Annotated in this window: 14 protein-coding genes; 12 read left to right on the top strand and 2 right to left on the bottom strand. The window is 56.4% G+C overall.

Going from position 1 to position 19247, the window contains the following annotated elements; genetic code table 11:
* Window positions 1-227 precede the first annotated feature (227 nt).
* The 4 genes from FEM03_RS11555 (at window position 228) to FEM03_RS11540 (ending at window position 4698) form a co-directional block, all read left to right on the top strand.
* Entirely contained in the window at window positions 228-950 is a 723-nt protein-coding gene (locus FEM03_RS11555) for a response regulator (RefSeq protein WP_138086670.1), read from the top strand.
* Window positions 947-2317 carry an ATP-binding protein gene (locus tag FEM03_RS11550; protein ID WP_138086425.1) on the top strand — a complete coding sequence of 457 codons (1371 nt, stop codon included), beginning with the start codon at window positions 947-949 and terminating at the stop codon, window positions 2315-2317. Before FEM03_RS11555 ends, FEM03_RS11550 begins: the two co-directional genes overlap by 4 nt.
* Window positions 2318-2897: 580 nt before the next feature.
* Window positions 2898-3593: an adenylate kinase family protein gene (locus tag FEM03_RS11545; protein WP_166442800.1), complete on the top strand. Its 696-nt coding sequence runs from the start codon at window positions 2898-2900 to the stop codon at window positions 3591-3593.
* A 25-nt stretch (window positions 3594-3618) separates the two neighbouring features.
* The gene (locus FEM03_RS11540) at window positions 3619-4698 is read left to right on the top strand and encodes an NAD(P)H-dependent glycerol-3-phosphate dehydrogenase (protein ID WP_138086423.1); all 1080 of its coding nucleotides are present in this window, start codon (window positions 3619-3621) and stop codon (window positions 4696-4698) included.
* Between the two features lie 15 nt (window positions 4699-4713).
* Here the strand turns inward: FEM03_RS11540 and FEM03_RS11535 are convergent, their stop codons facing one another.
* Window positions 4714-6210, bottom strand: a complete 1497-nt coding sequence (locus FEM03_RS11535; RefSeq protein WP_138086422.1) for an SMP-30/gluconolactonase/LRE family protein — start codon at window positions 6208-6210, stop codon at window positions 4714-4716.
* A 143-nt stretch (window positions 6211-6353) separates the two neighbouring features.
* Between FEM03_RS11535 and FEM03_RS11530 the strand changes: the two genes are divergently transcribed.
* From FEM03_RS11530 to FEM03_RS11495, 8 genes are all read left to right on the top strand, one after another.
* On the top strand, window positions 6354-6761 hold the full coding sequence (locus FEM03_RS11530; protein WP_138086421.1) for a hypothetical protein: 408 nt from the start codon (window positions 6354-6356) through the stop codon (window positions 6759-6761).
* Window positions 6762-6910: 149 nt separating this feature from the next.
* Window positions 6911-9037: a multicopper oxidase domain-containing protein gene (locus tag FEM03_RS11525; RefSeq protein WP_138086420.1), complete on the top strand. Its 2127-nt coding sequence runs from the start codon at window positions 6911-6913 to the stop codon at window positions 9035-9037.
* Window positions 9038-9083: 46 nt separating this feature from the next.
* Entirely contained in the window at window positions 9084-9332 is a 249-nt protein-coding gene (locus FEM03_RS11520) for an eL24 family ribosomal protein (RefSeq protein WP_138086419.1), read from the top strand.
* A gap of 227 nt (window positions 9333-9559) precedes the next feature.
* The gene (locus FEM03_RS11515; protein WP_138086418.1) at window positions 9560-9814 is read left to right on the top strand and encodes a hypothetical protein; all 255 of its coding nucleotides are present in this window, start codon (window positions 9560-9562) and stop codon (window positions 9812-9814) included.
* A 95-nt stretch (window positions 9815-9909) separates the two neighbouring features.
* Window positions 9910-12264: a copper-transporting P-type ATPase gene (locus FEM03_RS11510; RefSeq protein WP_138086417.1), complete on the top strand. Its 2355-nt coding sequence runs from the start codon at window positions 9910-9912 to the stop codon at window positions 12262-12264.
* 83 nt (window positions 12265-12347) lie between these two features.
* A complete protein-coding gene (locus tag FEM03_RS11505; protein ID WP_138086416.1) occupies window positions 12348-13241 on the top strand; it encodes a TIM barrel protein in 894 nt (297 codons plus the stop codon).
* Window positions 13242-13276: 35 nt separating this feature from the next.
* The gene (locus FEM03_RS11500) at window positions 13277-14464 is read left to right on the top strand and encodes a PQQ-dependent sugar dehydrogenase (RefSeq protein ID WP_138086415.1); all 1188 of its coding nucleotides are present in this window, start codon (window positions 13277-13279) and stop codon (window positions 14462-14464) included.
* A gap of 90 nt (window positions 14465-14554) precedes the next feature.
* Window positions 14555-15712, top strand: a complete 1158-nt coding sequence (locus tag FEM03_RS11495; RefSeq protein ID WP_138086414.1) for a pyridoxal phosphate-dependent aminotransferase — start codon at window positions 14555-14557, stop codon at window positions 15710-15712.
* A gap of 4 nt (window positions 15713-15716) precedes the next feature.
* On the opposite strand, the gene FEM03_RS11490 is transcribed toward FEM03_RS11495, so the two are convergent.
* Window positions 15717-19187, bottom strand: a complete 3471-nt coding sequence (locus tag FEM03_RS11490; protein ID WP_138086413.1) for a tetratricopeptide repeat protein — start codon at window positions 19185-19187, stop codon at window positions 15717-15719.
* Window positions 19188-19247 lie beyond the last annotated feature (60 nt).

Below are 19247 nucleotides of genomic sequence, written 5' to 3'. Positions count from 1 at the left end.
GAAAATCCATCGTGATTTGTTTTTCATAAGTCGTCGATTCGAAAGGGTGTTGCATGCGTTCGGGCCGGGCCAGAGCTCACGCACCAAGCACAGATACGGCAGAAAAGGTGTTTTGCGGGGTGGGGAAATTGTCGCAAATTGTCGCAGGAGGCGATGAAGTTGAGCGCATTCTGCGACAATTTTTTTCGCGCCGTGGGAGTGGGTGGCTGCTAGGATTGGTGTTGATGATGGAGAAACAGCCGCACATTGCCGTGGTCGATGATCATGAGGAGATCCGCGAGCTGGTGGGAAGGTATCTGGGTCAGCATGGGTTTGCGGTGAGTGCGGCGGCGGATGCGGGAGAGTTTCGGGAACTGCTGACCAAGGAGCGGTTTGATCTGGTGATTCTCGACATCATGATGCCGGGTGAGGACGGGCTTTCTTTGTGTCGGCATCTGCGGGCGACGACCTCCATTCCGATGATTTTTTTGACGGCGATGGCGGAGGACACTGACCGAATTGTAGGGCTGGAGATTGGGGCGGATGATTACCTGCCAAAGCCGTTTAATCCGCGCGAGTTGCTGGCGAGAATTCGCGCGGTGTTGCGGCGTGCGGGTGGCTCGATGGTTTCGGGCGAAGCAGAGGAAGGGGCGAAGCAGTTGCGGTTTGGGGATCAGGTATTGGATTTGGTGCGTCAGGAGGTGACGGGTGAGGACGGGGTGGCGGTGCCGCTAAGTTCGGCGGAGTTTCGATTGTTGAGTGTGTTTCTTGAGCATGCGGGGAAGGTGATCAATCGCGAGACGTTGATTGATTTGACCAGTGGTCGTGATCCGGGCGCGTGGGATCGCAGCATTGACAATCAGGTGAGCCGTTTGCGGCGGAAGATCGAGGTGGATCCGAAGAATCCGGTGCTGATCAAAACGCATTGGGGCGATGGATATTGTTTCACGGGGAAGGTGGTGCCTGGATGAGCAGGGTGTGGACATGGATGCGCAGCCTGACCGGACAGTGGATCATGCTGATGCTGCTGGCGTTGCTGGTATCGCAGATGGTGTTTTATTTCATCTACCGGGCGGAGCAGGCGCGGGCGGTGCTGGAGTTGCGTCGGGATGAGGTGGTGGCGCGGGCGGTTTCGGTGGCGTCTTTGGTGGAGACGGTGCAGCCGGAGTTGTATCCTGAAATTCTGCGGGCGACGAATACGGGAGTGGTGCGTTTTTGGCTGGAGGGGGATGATTTGTCTGAAGAGACGGAATCGTGGCAGCAAAAGGCGCGGGAACAATTGCTGAAATCTTCGCGTCCTCCGGCGGCATCGGAGTTGGTGACGGATTCGAAGGCAAGGTGGCAGACGATGACGGTGGAAAACGGGGTGGTGGTGCGGATGTTGAACTTGAAGGAGTGGAATGGGTTTGGACTGGTGATTCCGGTGAACGAGCGGCTTTGGCTGCACACGGTCTATGCGAAGCCGCAGTCGGTGGCACGGCCGCCGTGGTCTTATTATCTTTCGCTTGGGATCACGGCGTTGTTGCTGACCTTGGTGTCGGTGTTGGTGGCGCGGAGGGTGGGGAGACCGTTGCAGAAATTGACGGCTTCAGCGGAGAGTTTGGGTCGTGGGGAAGAGGTGGAGCCATTGCCGGAGGTAGGAGCGGATGACCTTCGGCGCACGGCGGCGGCATTTAACCGGATGCAGTTGCGGCTGCGTCGGTTTGTGGAAGATCGAACGCGGATGATGGCGGCGATCAGTCATGATTTAAGAACGCCGATCACGTCGATGCGGTTGAGGGCGGAGTTTTTGGAGGATGCGGAGACGCGCGAGAAGTTCATTGCTTCGCTGGATGAGATGAAGGCGATGACGGAATCGACGCTGGCCTTTGCCCGGGATGAATCGGCAACGGAATCAACTCGAATGGTGGATCTCAACGCGTTGATTGAGAGTCTGTGCGAGGATTTGGGAGCCATGGGATGGGAGGTAAGTTTTACTCCGGGACCAGAGCGGGTGCCATGGCGATGCCGGCCGAATGCGTTGCGACGGGCATTGCGCAATGTGATCGAAAACGCGGTGCGTTATGGGGGGCGGGCGATGGTGAGTTTGGAAATGCAGATTGATGGGCTGGACATCGTGGTAGAAGATGAGGGACCGGGCATATCGGCAGAAGATCGAGAACGGGTGTTTGATCCGTTTGTGAGATTGGAGGAGTCACGCAATCGGCATACCGGTGGTGTGGGTCTGGGGCTTTCCATCGCGCGGTCCATTTTGCGCAGTCATGGTGGTGATGTTCGGCTGGATGAGGGGGCAAGTGGACTGCGGGTGTGTCTGCACTTGCCGGGAGTGGAGAGTTAGCGCTGGCTTCATTGCAGGTTTTTTTGGAGGATTCGATTGGGGCGGAGGGCGCATGACCTTGACGAGAATGAGTGCCGGGGGTGGATCTATCGGAGAAAAATTGCCAGACGGCGGCCGATCGCCCTGTTTGGCGATTTCAAATGGCGATCCGGTTCGGCTGGCGGGATTCGTCACAAATAAATGGGCGTGAAGGAGTGCTGTATGACGAACTGTCCCTTCAAGAGAAAAAAAGTGGCTGAAGTTCTTGCATCCAGACGCTTGGTCTGCGACGTTACGAAACGCTTCTGATCGTTGCGGCACTTCTGGTTTTCGGGGGTTTATCCGTCGCGCCATGTCATCGATCAGAGGCGTCTTTTTTTGCCCGGGCGTGGTTTTAGAGTGGTCACGGGAACAGTCAGTCCGTTGCGAACGGAGAAGTCGGAATGGCTTGAGTGCGTGCTGGCCTTTGTGCTCTGAGGCTGTAGTTTGTGGCGGTGCGCCCCGTGCCTGGGCATTTTGGTTTTCGAGCCGGGGCGGGGAGCCTTGTGGTTCCCGTCGTTTGTGGTTAAACCTCCTACCCTTCCCGTTCCTGCCAATTCTCATGTCTCAAGCCATTCTGCAGCAACACTCATCCGAAAAGCCCGTCGTGGTTTTACTGGGAGGCCCTGGGTCCGGTAAAGGAACGCACGGTCAGGCCTTGGCGAAGTCGCTGGGGTATCGACATCTGTCGACGGGCACCCATTTTCGCGATCACATTCTACGGGAAACCTCCTTGGGTCGACAGGCCAAGGAATTCATCAAGGCGGGTCAGCTGGTTCCGGATGAGGTGACGAATAAACTGGTGCAGACGATGCTCGGCGATGGCGGGAGTGCGTCTGGATTCGTTCTTGATGGGTATCCGCGTTCGGTTGACCAGGCCGAGGCTTTGGATGTCATGGTGCCATTACTGGAGTGTGTGGTTACGCAGAGCCTTTATCTGGTGGTGAGCGAGGAAGAGATGGTGCGTCGGTTGTCGGGTCGCCTGACCTGCCGCGCCTGCGGACAGAGTTTTCACGAGACCTCCAGACCCCCGGTGCTGGAAGGGGTTTGCGATGCCTGTGGCGGAGAGCTGTTTCGGCGTGCCGATGATGAACCGGCCACCATTCGGCAACGGGTCGCCGTGTTTCAACAAGTGATCCGGCCACTGCTGGAGTTTTATCGTGGCACCGGCCGACTGCTGGAGGTCGCTGCGGAGGGGCCGGTGGAAGAGGTGACTGCCCGTGTGATTAAAGCGGCGGCGATGGTTCATAACCGTTGAGCGATTTGATTCACGGAGAAGAACCATGGCAACATTTTCCCACGAAAACAGGGGGTCGTCGATCTCGTCAGAACGGATCAAAGTCGCGGTGCTGGGTGCAGGCAACATGGGAACTGCGCTGGCGCATGCGCTGGCGGGCAATGGACATGAGGTGGTGCTGTGGGACTTTTTCCCCGAGGTCGTTGAGGACATTCAGAACCGGCGAGAGAACCGGCGGTTTTTGCCTGATGTCCGGTTGCATGAAATGGTTCGAGCCACGATGAGCGCGGTCGAGTGTGTCATGGGTGCCAGGCTCGTGGTGGTCAGCGTGCCTTCGCCTTTCGTGGCATCGACGCTGGGACCCATCATGTTGGGGCTGGAGAACCATGCGGTGCTGCTGAACGTCGCCAAGGGATTCGCGCCGGGCACGCGGCACTCGTTGCTGTCCATGCTGGAACGGCTGGCACCGACCCATGCCTGCGTTCAAATGGCGGGGCCGGCCATTGCCAATGAGTTTGCAAGGGGAACTCCCGCGTCGGTCGTATTGGCGACGGCGGATGAGTTAGTGGCGAGGCGTGTTGCTGACTGGCTGTCCGGACCATGCTTCATAACAGAGACGACAACGGACGTGACGGGCGCATCGCTTGGCGGGATTCTCAAAAATGTCTATGCCATCCTTCTGGGCTGTCTTGACGTGTTGGGAAAAGATTCCCGCAATGTAGAAGCCGCAGCGCTCACGGCTTCGGTGCGCGAGATGGCGCGGATTGCTGAAGCGTGCGGAGGCCAGGCATTGACGCTCTATGGCCTGGCTGGAATGGGAGATTTGGTGGCCACCGGACTTTCCCAAGACAGCCACAATCGGAAGTTCGGAAAAGCACTGGCTTCAGGGAAATTGACCTCCGCGATTGAAGCGGAGATCAAGCTGCTTCCTGAGGGTGCGCGGGCTGTCGCTGCGGTCTGTGCGCTTGCTCACGAAGCCGATGTGCCCGCACCGCTTGCCGGGTGGGTGCGCCGAACGGTTGAGGGAACGCCGCCTTCGTGGGAGGGGTTGCTGAATGAGCTGCGCGCCGCCACGAGGGCGGCGAGTGGGACACCCCCACAGCCCGTTGGCGACGACTTTCGGTGAGAGGGGTGAAGCGGTTTAAAGCTTCGGCGCGGCGGGTTTGATGGGGGGCATTTGACCGCTGACGATGCCACGGACCTTGGTGGGGCGTTTGTAGATTTTGTCTCCACAGGCAATGAAGAGTTCGCTAAGGTCTTTGCCGCCGAAGCAGACGTCAGTGGGCAGGGAGGGGGTGGAGATGATGAAGTTGACGCGACCGGCCTGGTCGAAGACCTGGATGCCGAGAGCGGTGGCGACGTAAAGGCGGCCATCGGTGTCGACGCAGAGACCGGCGGCTTCATAGATCCCACCGGTTGTGCCATTGTCGAGTGAGTGGAGATAGAAGTAGGGTTGTTGGTTTGCGAACGAACCGTCAGCAGTAATTTGGAAGGAATGGATATAGGCGTCGTGAGGACGGGTAACGAAAAGTTGGGTCTGGTCGGGCGACAGGGTGGTCGCGCTGGTTTCGAACTCAGATTTGGGAAGGTCGCCCAGGGCTTTGCCGCCATGCAGAACCGTGCGGTTGTTGGGGTGTGAGGCGGCGGTGACTTTGCCGTTTACATCGACGATGAGCGCGGAGGCTTTGAGGTCAGAAACTGCGTTCCACTGGGAGCTGGGTTGAAAGATCTCATAACCCTTCCACTGGGACTTACCGTCTTTGTTGGCTTGGATTTCTTTGCTGGTCTGCCAGTCTTTCCAGAGCCAGCGCAGGGCTTCGGGCATGACCTGGGTGGCGTGTTTGCCATTGTGACCGCCTTCGCCCCAGGCGTGGTAAACTTCGTATCCGGCCCAGATCAGGGCGCGTTCCATGGTCTGGTTGGCCATCCACCAGTCGCCAGCATAGATGTTGAGGTCGTTGGATCCGTCCTGAAGGAAAATTTTGACGGGTTTGGGCTCGGTTTTACGAACGAGGGTGCTGAGTTGATCGCCGCCGCGCAGGCCGACGTAGGTGCCGACGCCGGTGAAGACGCGACGGATGCGGTCGGGACGATGCCAGGCAGCGACGTAAGCGGCGATGCCTCCGCTGCTGCTGCCGACGATGCCGCCTTCGTTGGGATCTTTGCTGAATTGGATCTGATGTCTGGCTTCGAGGGCGGGGATGAGTTCTTCGAGGAGGAACTTGGAGTAGTTGGCGGAGACGCTGTCGTATTCGTAGCTGCGGTTGAAGCGGGGCAGGGCGTTTTCGTTGGCGGCGGGCACAACGCCGGGTTTGACGAACAGGCCGAGCATGGGTGGGATGGACTTGTCGGCGATGAGGTTGTCAAAAACCACGGGGCCTTGATAGATGACGCCGTCCTGGAAGATGGTGAAATGGAGGGGCTTCGTGCGGTCGGTGCCTGCAGGGAGGTAAAGGGTGTATTCGCGTTCGGTGCCGGGGAAGACGCTGCCGGGTGCGGCTATGTAGACGTCTTTGATGAGTTCGCCCTTGGGAATGTTGGGTTGAGGTTTGGAGTCTTCGGTAAGGGGGAAGTCCGGCTCTGGTTCGGCGGCATGGAGCAGCGAAGCAAAGAGGAAAAGGGCGAGGAGCGTGCGCATGGTGGCATTCTCGCGTGGGGGATTGGGCTGGCAAGGTGGATTGTGGGCGGTAAACGATGAAAAGTTGGTTGAGATGGGCGGCGGGGTTCGTAGATAGGTAAGAGTTTGAATAGAGAAATTAGTGTGCTAACTTGGGTTTGATCATGACTCACCGTCTTTTGGCTTTCATGCTTGCCTGCGTCATCGGGGTTCCGATGTGCTGGTGTTGTGATGCCCGGGCTGAGGCAGCGGTTGTCGAGGCGGAGGAGGTGCTTTGTTGCCATGCGGCGGCCAACGCGGATGAGGGTGCTTCGGCTCCGGTATCTTCTTCGTCTTCGGATTCTGAGAAGGAATGTCCTTGTGAAGACAGTTTGCGTGCCCGCGACAAGGTGGCCCATGAAGTTCTGGCTCCGCTGGGTGGGTGGGTTTTGGCGGTGGTCGAGAGCTGGAAGTTTGGAGACGATGAGTGGGTTAATTCATCGAGACCATCGGCCGAGTATAGCCGCGAAACAAGGGTGCGGCCTGATGGGGAGAGGCCGATTTATCAGCGTCATTGCAGGATGCTGATTTGATGGGGTTGAGGAATCCGTGTGGTGACGCGGATCTTCTGATGAGCGTCCCGAACAGTGAGGGCGCTTCGCGTCCGGGTTTTCGGCGGGACGCCAAAAACGACACGCAAGATGCGTGTGCTCCCCAAATGCGTTTCTGTTTTTAATGCGATATGATTGCGAATTTAATGTTACAGCTTTGTTTGGTCTGTTCGACGGCGGTTGAATCGAGCGTTCAACCGACGGGTCGAGTGGTGGAATATGATCTGGTGATTGAAGAAAAGATCATGAGTCCAGCCGGAAAAGCGGTTCGGGCTTTGACGGTGAACGGGGGGATACCGGGGCCGGTGTTGCGTTTTACGGAAGGGGACACGGCAAGGATCCGGGTGCACAATCGCTTGAAGAATGAGACGACTTCGACGCACTGGCATGGGTTGCTTTTGCCGCCGATTCAGGATGGGGTGCCGGAGGTGACGACGCCGCTGATTCATCCGGGGACGACACGCACGTTTGAGTTTCTGATCCGTCAGTCGGGGACCTATTGGTATCATTCGCACACCCATTTGCAGGAGCAGTTGGGGGTGTATGGATCGATCGTGATCACGCCGCAAAAGGGTGAGGTCCATCGGGCGGATCGGGATTACGTGTTGCAGTTGTCGGACTGGACCAATGAAGATCCGCATGAGGTGCAGCGGAATCTTTTGAGAGGCAGCGAAGGGTATGCGGTGAGAAAGGGCAACCGGCAGTCGCTGGTGGGGGCGGCGCGGGCGGGGGCTTTGAAGGAATACCTGGGCAACGAATGGGATCGGATGATGCCCATGGACGTCTCGGATGTGGCTTATGATGCATTTTTGATCAATGGCAAACCGCGTTCGGAGTTGGTGGCCAGGGCGGGCGAGACGGTCCGGCTGAGGCTGATCAATTCAGGTGCGTCAACTTACTTTTATGCGGAGTCGGCGACCGGGATGATGACCATTGTGGCGGCGGATGGGATGCCGGTGCAGCCGGTGAAGGTGAAGCGGTTGTTTATTGGCATGGCGGAGACTTATGATGTGCTGATCAAAGTGCCTTCGAGCGGACATTGGGAGTTTCGCACGACGGCGCAGGATGGTTCCGGGCATGCTTCGGTGATGATTGGAGAAGGGGGTGGGAAAACCCATCTGGCCCCGGAAGTTCCCAAGCCGGAGCTTTATCGCATGGAGCACATGATGGATGCAGCGTTAAACGATGATCATGATTCGCTGCATGATGCGGAGCGTCCGGGTGCGCCGTATGAGTTGTTGAAGTCGCCAGGGTCCACGAAGTTACCGAAGCAACTTCCGGTTCGCACGGTGCCCCTGAGGCTGACGGGTGACATGGAAAGGTATCAGTGGGGATTTAATGGCAAGACGATGGCCGAGGAAGCGCTGATCCCGGTGAAGAAGGGGGAGGTGCTGCGCTTTGAGTTGGTGAATGATACGATGATGCATCATCCGCTGCATTTGCATGGGCATTTCTTCCGCGTGGTGAACCGGCATGGGGATCATTCACCGTTGAAGCATACGGTGGATCTTCCGCCGATGGGCAAGGCGACGATTGAATTTGAGGCGAATGAGGTGGGTGACTGGGTTTTCCACTGCCATCTGTTGTATCACATGATGGCGGGGATGACGCGCATTGTGACTTATCAAGATCCGCTGCCGGAAGATCAGGTTCCGTCGCTTCACTCCAGTGGCGCACATGGAGCGGTGAAGGGGCACCATGATCATGGAGGTGGCGCGAAGGAATGGAATGGATCGCGCTGGGTGAACCTGGGCGAGCATGGGCACGAGATGTGGTCGTTTTGGGGGGAGGCCAGTGCTCAGTCCCACATGTCTGAGGGCTCGTTGAACTTGCGTCGCAGGCATGATGATTTTTATATCAATTGGGAGGCGGGCTGGCAGGAGGTGGAGGATTTTGAATATGAGGTGGATGTGCTGTATGAGCGATATCTTGGACCGAATGTGCGTGCGTTTGGCGGGGTCCGATTGACGAATGAAGATGAGGCGGAGAATCGTGGGGTGGCAGGGCTTCGCTATCGATTGCCGATGTTTGTGTGGAGCAGTGTGCTGGTGGACACGGAGGGCGATGTGGAACTGTCGCTGTCCAAGGAATTTGCAGTAACCAACCGCTTGAGTGTGTTTGGAGAGGTCGCTTATGACACCAACACCGAATGGGAGTGGAGTGCGGGGGCGAGTTATTGGATCAACCAGCCGGTGTCGCTGGTGGTTCAATATCATTCAGAATTTGGAATCGGCGGCGGAGTTGTGGTCCGGTTCTAATCACCAATCAGAAAATAAATAACAAACAAATAAACCAACTAAGATCATGAAATCGATAACTATTCTGGGATTCAGTGCGATCGCATTGCTTTTTTCCTCCTGTGCCAGCACGGGCGGGAGCACGGCAGGAGTAAAACCCTACACCAGTGACACTTGTGTGATGACGGACAACAAGCTGGGCTCCATGGGCCCGGTCATTACCAAGGTGTATGACGGAAAAGAGGTGAAATTTTGCTGCAAACCGTGTGTGACAAAACTGGAAAAAGATCCGCAAAAATACCTGGCCAATTTGTAATTCACAATGTCGCGAATTTTTAGCTACGAAGGTGCGTGCGTGGAGCGGGCTTTCAGCCCTATGCTAACTCATGCCAATCAACCTTGGGCGTTGCCCAAGGCTGTCATGAAGCCGCGCCTTCAGCGCTATGAGTAAACGCGGCCAACCTCGTCTCTTGGGAAGAAGTAATCTATTGTCGCTAACCCGTATCACTTGTTATTAATCAAATAAACGAAATCCATATCTATATGAAAACACTGTCATTTATCGCTCTTGTCGTTTCGGCTTTTGGAATGCCCAGCCTTGTTCAGGCGGCGGATGCCAAACCTTATCCGCTTAAAACTTGCATTGTCTCTGGCGAAGAATTGGGGAGCATGGGGAAACCGGTTGAGTTGACCAAGGATGGTCAGGAAGTGAAACTTTGCTGCAAAGGTTGTCTGAAAGACTTCAACAAGGACTCGGAGAAGTATTTGAAGGAGATTGCAGAGAAGTCGAAGAAGTAGCCGGTCTTTTTTGTTGAAGGGAATGCCCGGTGACCGTTGCTGTCCGGGCATTCCTGGTCGACAGCAGCAGCAGACCATTGGTGCCACTTTTTTTCATGAATTCGTCAGAACCTTCCCCTTCCCATTCCTGTTGTTCGAAAGAGAAGCCGGACGCTGCGCCAGTGGAGTCTTGTTGTAGTGGTGGTGGTCAGGATAAGGTGAAACCTTCGGCAGGGGCGAAATATTTTTGTCCGATGTGTGAAGGGGTGGAATCGGACAAGCCCGGTGATTGTCCAAAGTGCGGGATGGCTTTGGAGCGCAATCCGGCTTGGAAGGGCGAGGCGCAGAAGACGATTTATACTTGTCCGATGCATCCGGAAGTGGAGCGGGAGGTGGCGGGGGATTGTCCCATTTGCGGGATGGCGCTCGAGCCGAAAGTGATGGCTGGTGTGGAGGAGGACGGTGAGGATCAGGGAGAGTTGAGGGACATGACGCGGAAGTTTTGGGTGAGCGCGATTTTAACGTTTCCGGTTTTTGTGGTGGCGATGGCGCATTTGATTCCGTCGATGGCGCATGGTTGGGTGGACGGGACAGTATCGCGCTGGATGCAGGCGGTTTTGTCGGCGCCGGTAGTGGTTTGGGCGGGGGCACCGTTTTTCAGGCGTGGGTGGAGGTCATTGGTGTCGCGGCATTTTAACATGTGGACATTGATCAGTTTGGGCGTGGGAGCGGCTTTTGGATTTAGTTGGGTGGCGTTGTTGTGGCCTCAGGTGTTTCCTGTTCTGGGTGACAACGGGCATGGCGGTGCGCCGGTCTATTTTGAAGCGGCGGCAGTGATCGTGGTGCTGGTGCTGCTGGGTCAAGTGTTGGAGTTGCGGGCAAGGGCGAAAACGGGAAGTGCGATTCGTGCGTTGCTGGATCTGGCTCCTGCGCGGGCGCTGTTGGTGAAGGATGGTGGCGATAAGGAGGTGGCGCTGGAAGTGGTTAAGGTGGGCGACTTGTTGCGGGTAAGACCGGGGGAGAAGGTGCCGGTGGATGGGGTGGTCGTTGAGGGGAGGTCGGCGGTGGATGAGTCGATGATCACGGGAGAACCGGTGCCTGTGGAGAAGGTGAAGGACGATGCGGTGGTGGGAGGCACGGTGAATGGAACGGGCGGATTGGTGATCCGTGCCGAGAAGGTGGGGGATGACACGATGTTGTCGCGCATTGTGCAGATGGTGGGCGAGGCGCAACGGAGCAGGGCTCCGATTCAAGGGTTGGCGGACCAGGTGGCGGGCTATTTTGTGCCGGCGGTGCTGGGGGTTGCGGTAGTGACTTTTGTTTTGTGGTGGTGGTTGGGACCGGAGCCGGCGTTGGTGCATGGATTGATCAATGCGGTGGCGGTGTTGATCATTGCGTGTCCATGCGCGTTGGGATTGGCGACGCCAATGTCGATCATGGTGGCGGTGGGGCGTGGGGCGCGGGCGGGGGTGCTGGTGAAGGATGCGGGGGCGTTGGAGGGATTGGAGAAGGTGGATACTTTGGTGGTGGACAAAACGGGGACGCTGACCGAAGGGCGGCCGAAGTTGATGGAGGTATTGGTGACGGGGGACTGGCAGCGAGATGATCTATTGAAGTTGGTGGCGAGTCTGGAACGGGGCAGTGAACATCCCTTGGCGGCGGCGATGGTGAAAGGGGCGGAGGAGAAGGGAGTGGTGCTGGAGAAGGCGGACGATTTTGACTCGATCACAGGCGGCGGGGTGGTGGGCAAGGTGGGTGGTCGGGAGGTCCTGGTGGGCAAGATGGAGTTGATGAAGGATCGCCAAGTCATGGGATGGGGTGAGATGTTGCCTCAGGTGGAGAAGCTGCAGGCAAAGGGGCAGACGGTGGTGTTTGCGGCGGTTGATGGCGTGGCGGCGGGTGCGGTGGCGGTGGAGGATCCGATCAAGGAATCGGCGAAAGCGGCGATTGATGAATTGCATGCGATGGGGTTGAAGATTCACATGCTGACCGGAGATCATGCGGCAACGGCGGGGGTAGTGGCGAAGGCCTTGGGGATTGATTCGGTGGAGGCGGGGGCGACACCGGATTCGAAGATGGAGCGGGTGAAGGCGTTGCGGGCGGAGGGTCGCGTGGTGGCGATGGCGGGCGATGGGATCAATGATGCGCCGGCGTTGGCGGCGGCAAACGTGGGTTTGGCGATGGGCAGCGGGACGGATGTGGCGATGCAGAGCGCAGGGGTGACTTTGGTGAAGGGGGACTTGCGCGGACTGGTGCGTGCGGTCCATTTGAGTCGGGCGACGATGCGGAACATCCGGCAGAATTTGTGGTTCGCATTTTTGTATAACGCGCTGGGGATTCCGGTGGCGGCGGGTTTGTTGTATCCGGTGTTTGGATGGGTGTTGAGCCCGATGATTGCAGGGGCGGCGATGAGTTTGAGTTCGGTGTCGGTGATTGGCAATGCGCTGAGGTTGCGGAAAGTGGAGCTGTGATTCAGGGAAAACGGATTGAAAGGCCCGGGACGGACCTTCTACTTTGTGATTGAGTGTGTGAAATGGTTCCGTTAGAAAGGGATATGCTTTCTCGTCGTTCTGCTTTGCGTTGGATGGCCGCTCCGGCGGTTTTGTCGGCGGTGTCTTCAGCCCGTGGGGTGGAGACATTGGTAAAACATGGAAAGATCAAGCAGTCGATTGTTCACTGGTGTTTTGCGAAGGGGGCGAAGTGGAAGATTGAGGACACCATCAAGGCAGCGAAGGAGCTGGGTTGTGTGAGTGTGGAGGGGGTGGGTCCGGAGCACTGGGATCTGTTGAAGGAGAACGGGTTAAAGTGTGCCTATACCGGGGCGCATGGATTTGTGAAGGGGATGAACAATCCAGCCTTTTGGGATGAAAATTTGCAGAAGATGCATGAGCGGATCGACCAGTGTGCGGCTTATGGGAATCCGAATGTGCTGAGTTTTACCGGGTTTGCCGACACGACGAAGGAGGGCGGCAGCGTGGTGGATTTGGCGACGGGGAAGAAAAATTGCATCGAGGCGTATAAAAAGGTGATCGGGTATGCGGAGAAGAAAGGGGTGACGGTCATCATGGAGCATCTGAATTCACGGGTGGATGAGGAGATGAAGGGGCATCCAGGCTATCAGGGGGATGATGTGGATTATTGTTCGGAAATTGTGCGGGCGGTGGATTCGCCGAACATGAAACTGCTTTTTGATTTTTATCATGTGCAGATCATGCACGGGGATTTGGTGAGGCGGGTGGAGTCCTGCAAGGATGTCATTGGTCACATTCACACGGCGGGAAATCCGGGTCGTTGTGAGATAGGATCGGATCAGGAGATGAATTATCCGCCGTTAATGAGGAAGTTGCTGGAGATTGGTTACACCGGGTATGTGGGGCATGAGTTCATTCCAACCAAGGACCCGATGGTGGGATTGCGTGAGGCGGTCAGTCTTTGTGATGTGGCGTGAGGTTAAGTGAATTTAGTTTTATCTTTATAGTTTTTATGAAATACGATGTCTTGTGCAGTGTTGTTCTGGCGGTTGGTTTGATGGCTTCGCCTTCTTTGGTTGAAGCGCAGAGTTATAAAGTGGAACCGGCGTTTCCTAACTTGGTGTTGGAGCGGCCCGTGTCACTGGTGGTGGCACCGGACGGCAGCGGGCGTCAGTTTTTGGTGCAGCAGCGTGGCAAGATTCTTATTTTGCCGAAGGATGAGGCGGGCTCGGAGGCGAAGGTGTTTTTGGATTTCACAGATCGCAAAATGGAGGCGAAGGACGGGTTGTTTGAAGAGGGGTTGCTGGGGCTGGCGTTTCATCCCAAGTTTAAAGAAAATGGGAAGTTTTATGTTTATTACTCGCAGCAGGATTTGAAGCGCAGTGTGATCAGTGAGCTGCAGGTTTCGAAGGAGGATGCTGACAAGGTGGATGCTTCGAGTGAGCGTATCTTGATGGAGATTCCTCAGCCGTTTTGGAATCATAACTCAGGCAATTTGACGTTTGGTCCGGATGGCTATTTGTATATTGGATCGGGCGATGGCGGGAAGCGCGATGACATCACCCGCGCGGCGCAGAATGCGTTTTCATTGCTGGGCAAGGTGTTGAGAATTGATGTGAACGGCAAACAAGGGAGCCGGCAGTATGCGATTCCGAAAGACAATCCGTATGCAGGTCAGGTGGGGGCACGTGAAGAGGTGTTCGCTTTGGGGATTCGCAATCCTTGGGGGATGAGTTTTGATGAGGCGGGGAACTTGTGGGTGGCGGATGTGGGACAGGATATCTGGGAGGAAATCAACATTGTGGAAAAGGGTGGCAATTATGGCTGGAGTTTCCGTGAGGGGGCGAGGCCGTTTGCCTTGCGGACGGATGCGCCGCCGCAGGGGGCGCAGTTTATTGATCCCATTCATGAGTATTCGCATGCGGAAGGGATCAGCATCACGGGTGGATTTGTTTATCGGGGCAAAAAGCTGTCGAAGCTGGTGGGGAGCTATGTGTATGGAGACTGGGGCAGTGGACGGATTTGGGCGTTAAAATATGATGTGGCAGCGAAAAAGAAGGTGGGAAATGAAAAACTATTTGAGTCGGAACTGGATGCGAAGGGCAAAGGACGGGTGCAGCCGACAGCGTTTTGTGAGGATGTGAATGGCGAACTGCTGATTTTGGATTGGAACGGGAAGTTGTTCAGGCTGGTGGAGTAGCGAAGTGGTGTGGACTTGGGTAGATGGGCGGTCTGGAGACCGCCACTCCTTGTCTTGATTTTTTGGTGGAGTGTGGGATGGGCGACGGCCATGCCTTCCACTGCTGCACGTCTTGAGGTTTTTACGGAGTCCGTCATTCGCGGAATGACGCGACTGGCGAATCAACATGGCGCGATCAATTTGTCGCAGGGATTTCCGGATTTTGATCCGCCTGAGGAGTTGCTGGCGGCTTTGGAGAGGGCGACGCGTGGGCCATTTCATCAGTATGCAGTGACCTGGGGGGCGCCGAGGTTTCGGGAGGCGCTGGCGGCAAAGATTCGACGGTTCAGCGGATTGCCGATTGATGCAGATCAGCATCTGGTGGTGACCTGCGGGAGCACCGAAGCGATGATGGTGGCGATGATGACGGCGTGCAATCCGGGCGACAAGGTGGTGGTTTTTTCGCCGTTCTATGAGAACTACGCGGCGGATGCGATTTTGTCGGGAGCCGAGCCGATCTTTGTGCCGTTGAGGCCGCCGCTTTTTGGGTTTGATGAGGCGGAATTAAGGGCGGCTTTCGCGCAGAAGCCGAAGGCGATCATTGTGTGCAATCCGTCGAATCCGACAGGAAAGGTGTTCACGCGCGAGGAGTTGTTGTTCATCCTAAGTTTGGCGGAAGAGCATGATGCGTTTGTGATCACTGATGAGCCTTATGAGCACATCGTTTATGAGGGGCACGAGCATGTGCATGCGGCGGCTTTGCCGGGGGCTTTTGAGCGGACGATTGTTTGCAATTCATTGTCGAAGACTTATTCGATCACGGGCTGGCGGTTGGGGTATGTGCAGGCGGCTCCGAAGGTGATTGCGCAGGCCCGCAAGGTGCATGACTTTCTAACGGTAGGGGCGGCGGCACCTTTGCAAGAGGCGGCGGTGGCAGGTCTGGAGTTGCCGGATAGTTATTATGTCGGACTGCGGGATTTGTATGCGCGGAAGAAGGAGGTTTTTGTTGAGGGATTGCGGTCGACGGGGTTGCCGTTCACGGATCCGCAGGGGGCCTATTATGTGATGGTGGACATTTCGGCGCTGGGATTTGCAGATGACGTGGAGGCATCGAACTGGCTGGTGAAAGAGGTGGGGGTGGCAGGGGTGCCGGGATCGAGTTTTTTCCGGGAGCCGGTGAAGCATTTGATCCGCTTTCATTTTGCGAAGAAAGAGGAGACGTTGAGAGCGGCTTGTGAGAGGTTGGCGCGAGTGAGGGAGTTGAGGTGACGTATCAGGGCAGGATATAGCGTCCCGAGTTGCGGGATTTACTGCGGCGACGGGCGGCAATGATAAGCAGGCAAAGACAGGGCACGGTGGCGGGGGAGGTTGCCATCAGGAGATTTGCTAACATGGGGAACATTTCTATGTAGATTGAGCGGTCACGCCAAGGGAACATGCGGTAGGCTTGGATGCTTGAAACGGTGGCCTCGAAGAAGTTGAGACTTCTCAACTGGATGTCGGAGACTTGTATCCAGTCGGCATAATGATCGGGTCTCAGTTCCAAGGCTTTGGTGTAGGCCATCTGACTGAGGGGATATTGTTTTAAATGGTGATGGATGGCCCCGACAAAGCTCCAGTTGTCTGCGCCGACTTGTTCAGGGGTGAGCACGGAGGCGATGGCTTCGACCCGTTCGATCGACTGACGCAGTTGCTCTGAAGGCCAAGCATGCTTGTTCTTGAGGGCTTGATAAAGATAGAGCTCAAGGATGGTATATTGGACGGAGGCAACGCTGGCTGCGTTGAAGTTCATGGGGGCAGCTATGGATACGAGAGTTTCCAGGTTACCGATGGCCAGATCGGGCTCGCCCAGGGCGTCGATGGTGTAGGCGAGGTTGATGTCCCAGCGAAGTGGACGGAAGGGTGATTGGACAGCTTTTTCGAGCTGGGTGCGGATGCTTTGTAATTGGTGGCGAGGGGCGCTTTCAAGTCCGGTTTCTGAGGTCTCCCAAAAGAGGAGCGAGCCGGTCAGACCTGCAAAATTGGGGTTCGTTTCGGCAAAAGACGGGTCGGACTTTCGGACCTTGTTGAGGTAGGTATCGATCTGGCTTTTCCATTCGGGATAGGCTGAGAGGGAGGAGTAGCTGGTTGCCTCCTTAGCCCAGGCGTAGTGTTTTCTTTCGTGGTCGGTGGCAAACTCTGCGGCCTCTGCATAGAGTTGCGTGATGCGGGCCAAGGTTTGTTTGACCGGTTCGATTTCCGTGAAGGTGTGGATGGCCTTTTCCTTTAGATCTGCCGACATGCGAAGCAGCATGAACATGATGTTTCTGTCCTGGGATGTGAGTGGTTGAGTTTGGGTGGAGAGGTATTGGCGAAAGAGGTCGATGCCTTCGTCGGGTTTGTTAACTTTGCCGAGGGTGATGCAGAGGTTGACGACGAGAGAGCTGTCTTCGGGGCTAAGTTTCAGGGCGTCGCGATAGGCCTGTTCTGCTTCTTCAAGACGGTTGGCTTCGAAGAGGGAGCTTGCGTAGAGAGGAAGGACGGTTTTACGCAATTTTTGGTTGTGTTTGATGGCCGCTGCAAACGCCTGGTTGGCTTCTTCGTATTGATCGAGCTGGTAGTGGGCGAATCCGATGTAAAATTGGGCCAATTCAAAGATGAATCCTTCGGTGTGCTTGAGGGCGCAGGATTTCGATAGGATGAGGAGGTCGTTCCATTTTTCGGCGAGAAGCAATCGTTGGCCGTCGCGGACCAGGCTAAAAAAGGCACTAAGTCCTTCGGTGCTGGCGTTTTCCTTTTGGAACTGGGGGTTGAAGAAGGTCTCGGTGAGGAGGTTGACGCGGTTTTGTATTTCTGTTGCAGAGAGGTTTTCATTGTTGAGGGCGGCAATCTCAAGACCGTATTGGTTAGATTCCGCAACGATGATGGCACCTTTTGACCGAGGGTAGTATTCCGATGCGGGTGGGATCTGGGCGGCGTAGGTTTTAGCCTTTTTGATGTTGCCGAGAATGCTGTGGTAGTGGGTGGCGAGAAACCATGGGTAGGCGTTGGTGGACTTGTCGGTGGACTTGATGGCGGACTCGATGAGCGGCCAGGTGGAGAGGATATCGGGGTCTTCGGCGACGGTGTGGTTGGGGTTCAGTTGCTTGTTAAGAGTGGCTTTGAGGAGGATGGTTTCGACGGTTTCCAGCGGGTGGCTGGCCAGTTGAACGGCTTTTTCCAAGGTGCCTTGTGCTTGATCGAATTGATCCAAGGATAAGTGCAGATGAAATTTGGTGACGAGGGTGCCAAAGTTGGGCGTTTCGATGCGCATGATCTCGTCGAGGAGGGTCAGGCTTTCTTGATGGTGGAGGTTGGAGTAATTTCGATTGTAGTCGGGAGTTAACTCGCTGAGGAGCCGTTCACGGATTCGGGGATGGTCTGGGTTTTTGGCGAATGCTTCGCGGAGAAGGGCGAGTTGTTGAGGTTTTCCGGTCGTGCCTTTCTGGCCATAGACATGGTCGAGGTTGAGCCAGGCATCAATGTGATGGGGTTCCAGTTCGACGGCGCGGCGCAGCACGGTTTCGGCCTCAGTGAGTTCGCCGAGTTCACTGCGGGCGCTGCCGAGATTGCTGAGGGAGGATGCGAGGAAGTCTTGGTATTGCTTGGTGGTTTCGATGAGTTCGACGGCGCGGAGGGCGGAGCGCTCGGACTGTTGCATGAGAGAAGTGGCCTGAGGGCCGACCGTGTGTTCTTTGGAAAGTTGGAATGCGGCATACCCGTGGAGGAACCAGGCTCTGGCATTGCGGGGGGCAAGGTGGATGAGGTCGTCGGCGGCTTTTTTGAGTCCATCGAAGTCATGGAGTTGGTCAAGCGTTTCAAAGTTGTCGAAGGCGGCCTGCACAGGTGGCGGAAGGTCGGGTTGATTTTGGGCGGGGTTGTGGTTGGCTGGCGTCGGGAAAGGGGTTGGGGATGGGGGGACGAGGTTTGGGGACGGAGGAGGCAGCGGGTAGACCGGCCCCATTTTCAGTTCGCCGAGACCTGGGCGGTCGATGGGGATTGCGAGCGCGGCTTGTTTGAGTTCGAATTGATGGAGTTTGACGAGGACAAAACCGAGGATGGCCACGATCACCAGGGTCATCAGGATGGTGACAGTCGATTTGCTGGAGAGGGTGCGGGAGTTTGTCAGCAGGGTTTGCTGGCCGCGGTGGAGATCGGTTAGCTGTGTTTTGATTTCTCCGATGAGGGAGGCAAGATTTTGTCGGCATTTGTCCGGCAAATTGGGGTCTTGAATGAGGCGGAGCAGTGCTTCCTGGTTGGAGGCGATGATCGCTGCGGCGTCGAAGGTGGCGGCGGTTTGAATTTCGCTGGCCCTGGCAACCAAGTGATTTAGGGAGAGGGCGAGGTCAGGCTCTTTTTCGAGCAGGCATTGGAGTGGTTGAAAGGCTTCGCGGGGAGCGGTTTTGGTTTCGATGAGCTGTTTGATCTCATCGAGGGTTGTCAGGCTGAGGGCGGCGATGTTTGCCTGGGTCCGCTGATGGGACAGCATTTTGTCGAGACTGTCCTTGATAGAGCCGAGCTCTCTGCCCTGGCTGACATCAAGATAGAGGTCGGCGATGGCGATGCCTGCGGCACCAAGGGCGGCGACGAGGCTGAGTCCTCCTGTGGCGGGGGCGGCGACGGTGCCGACGACGAGGGCGGGACTGACTTCGTTGAAGATCTTAACGCAGTTGGCGGCAAATTTTCCGAAGGCTGTCGCTGAGCCGAGGTTGAGCAGGTTGGACACGGGGGCGAAAGGGGTTTTGCTTGGTGTAGGCTAACGGAATGTGGTGATTTTGTCGATCAA

Origin of the sequence: Phragmitibacter flavus (assembly GCF_005780165.1) — a bacterium.
Lineage (GTDB): Bacteria > Verrucomicrobiota > Verrucomicrobiia > Verrucomicrobiales > Verrucomicrobiaceae > Phragmitibacter > Phragmitibacter flavus.
This window is presented reverse-complemented; position numbering and strand designations above follow the sequence as displayed.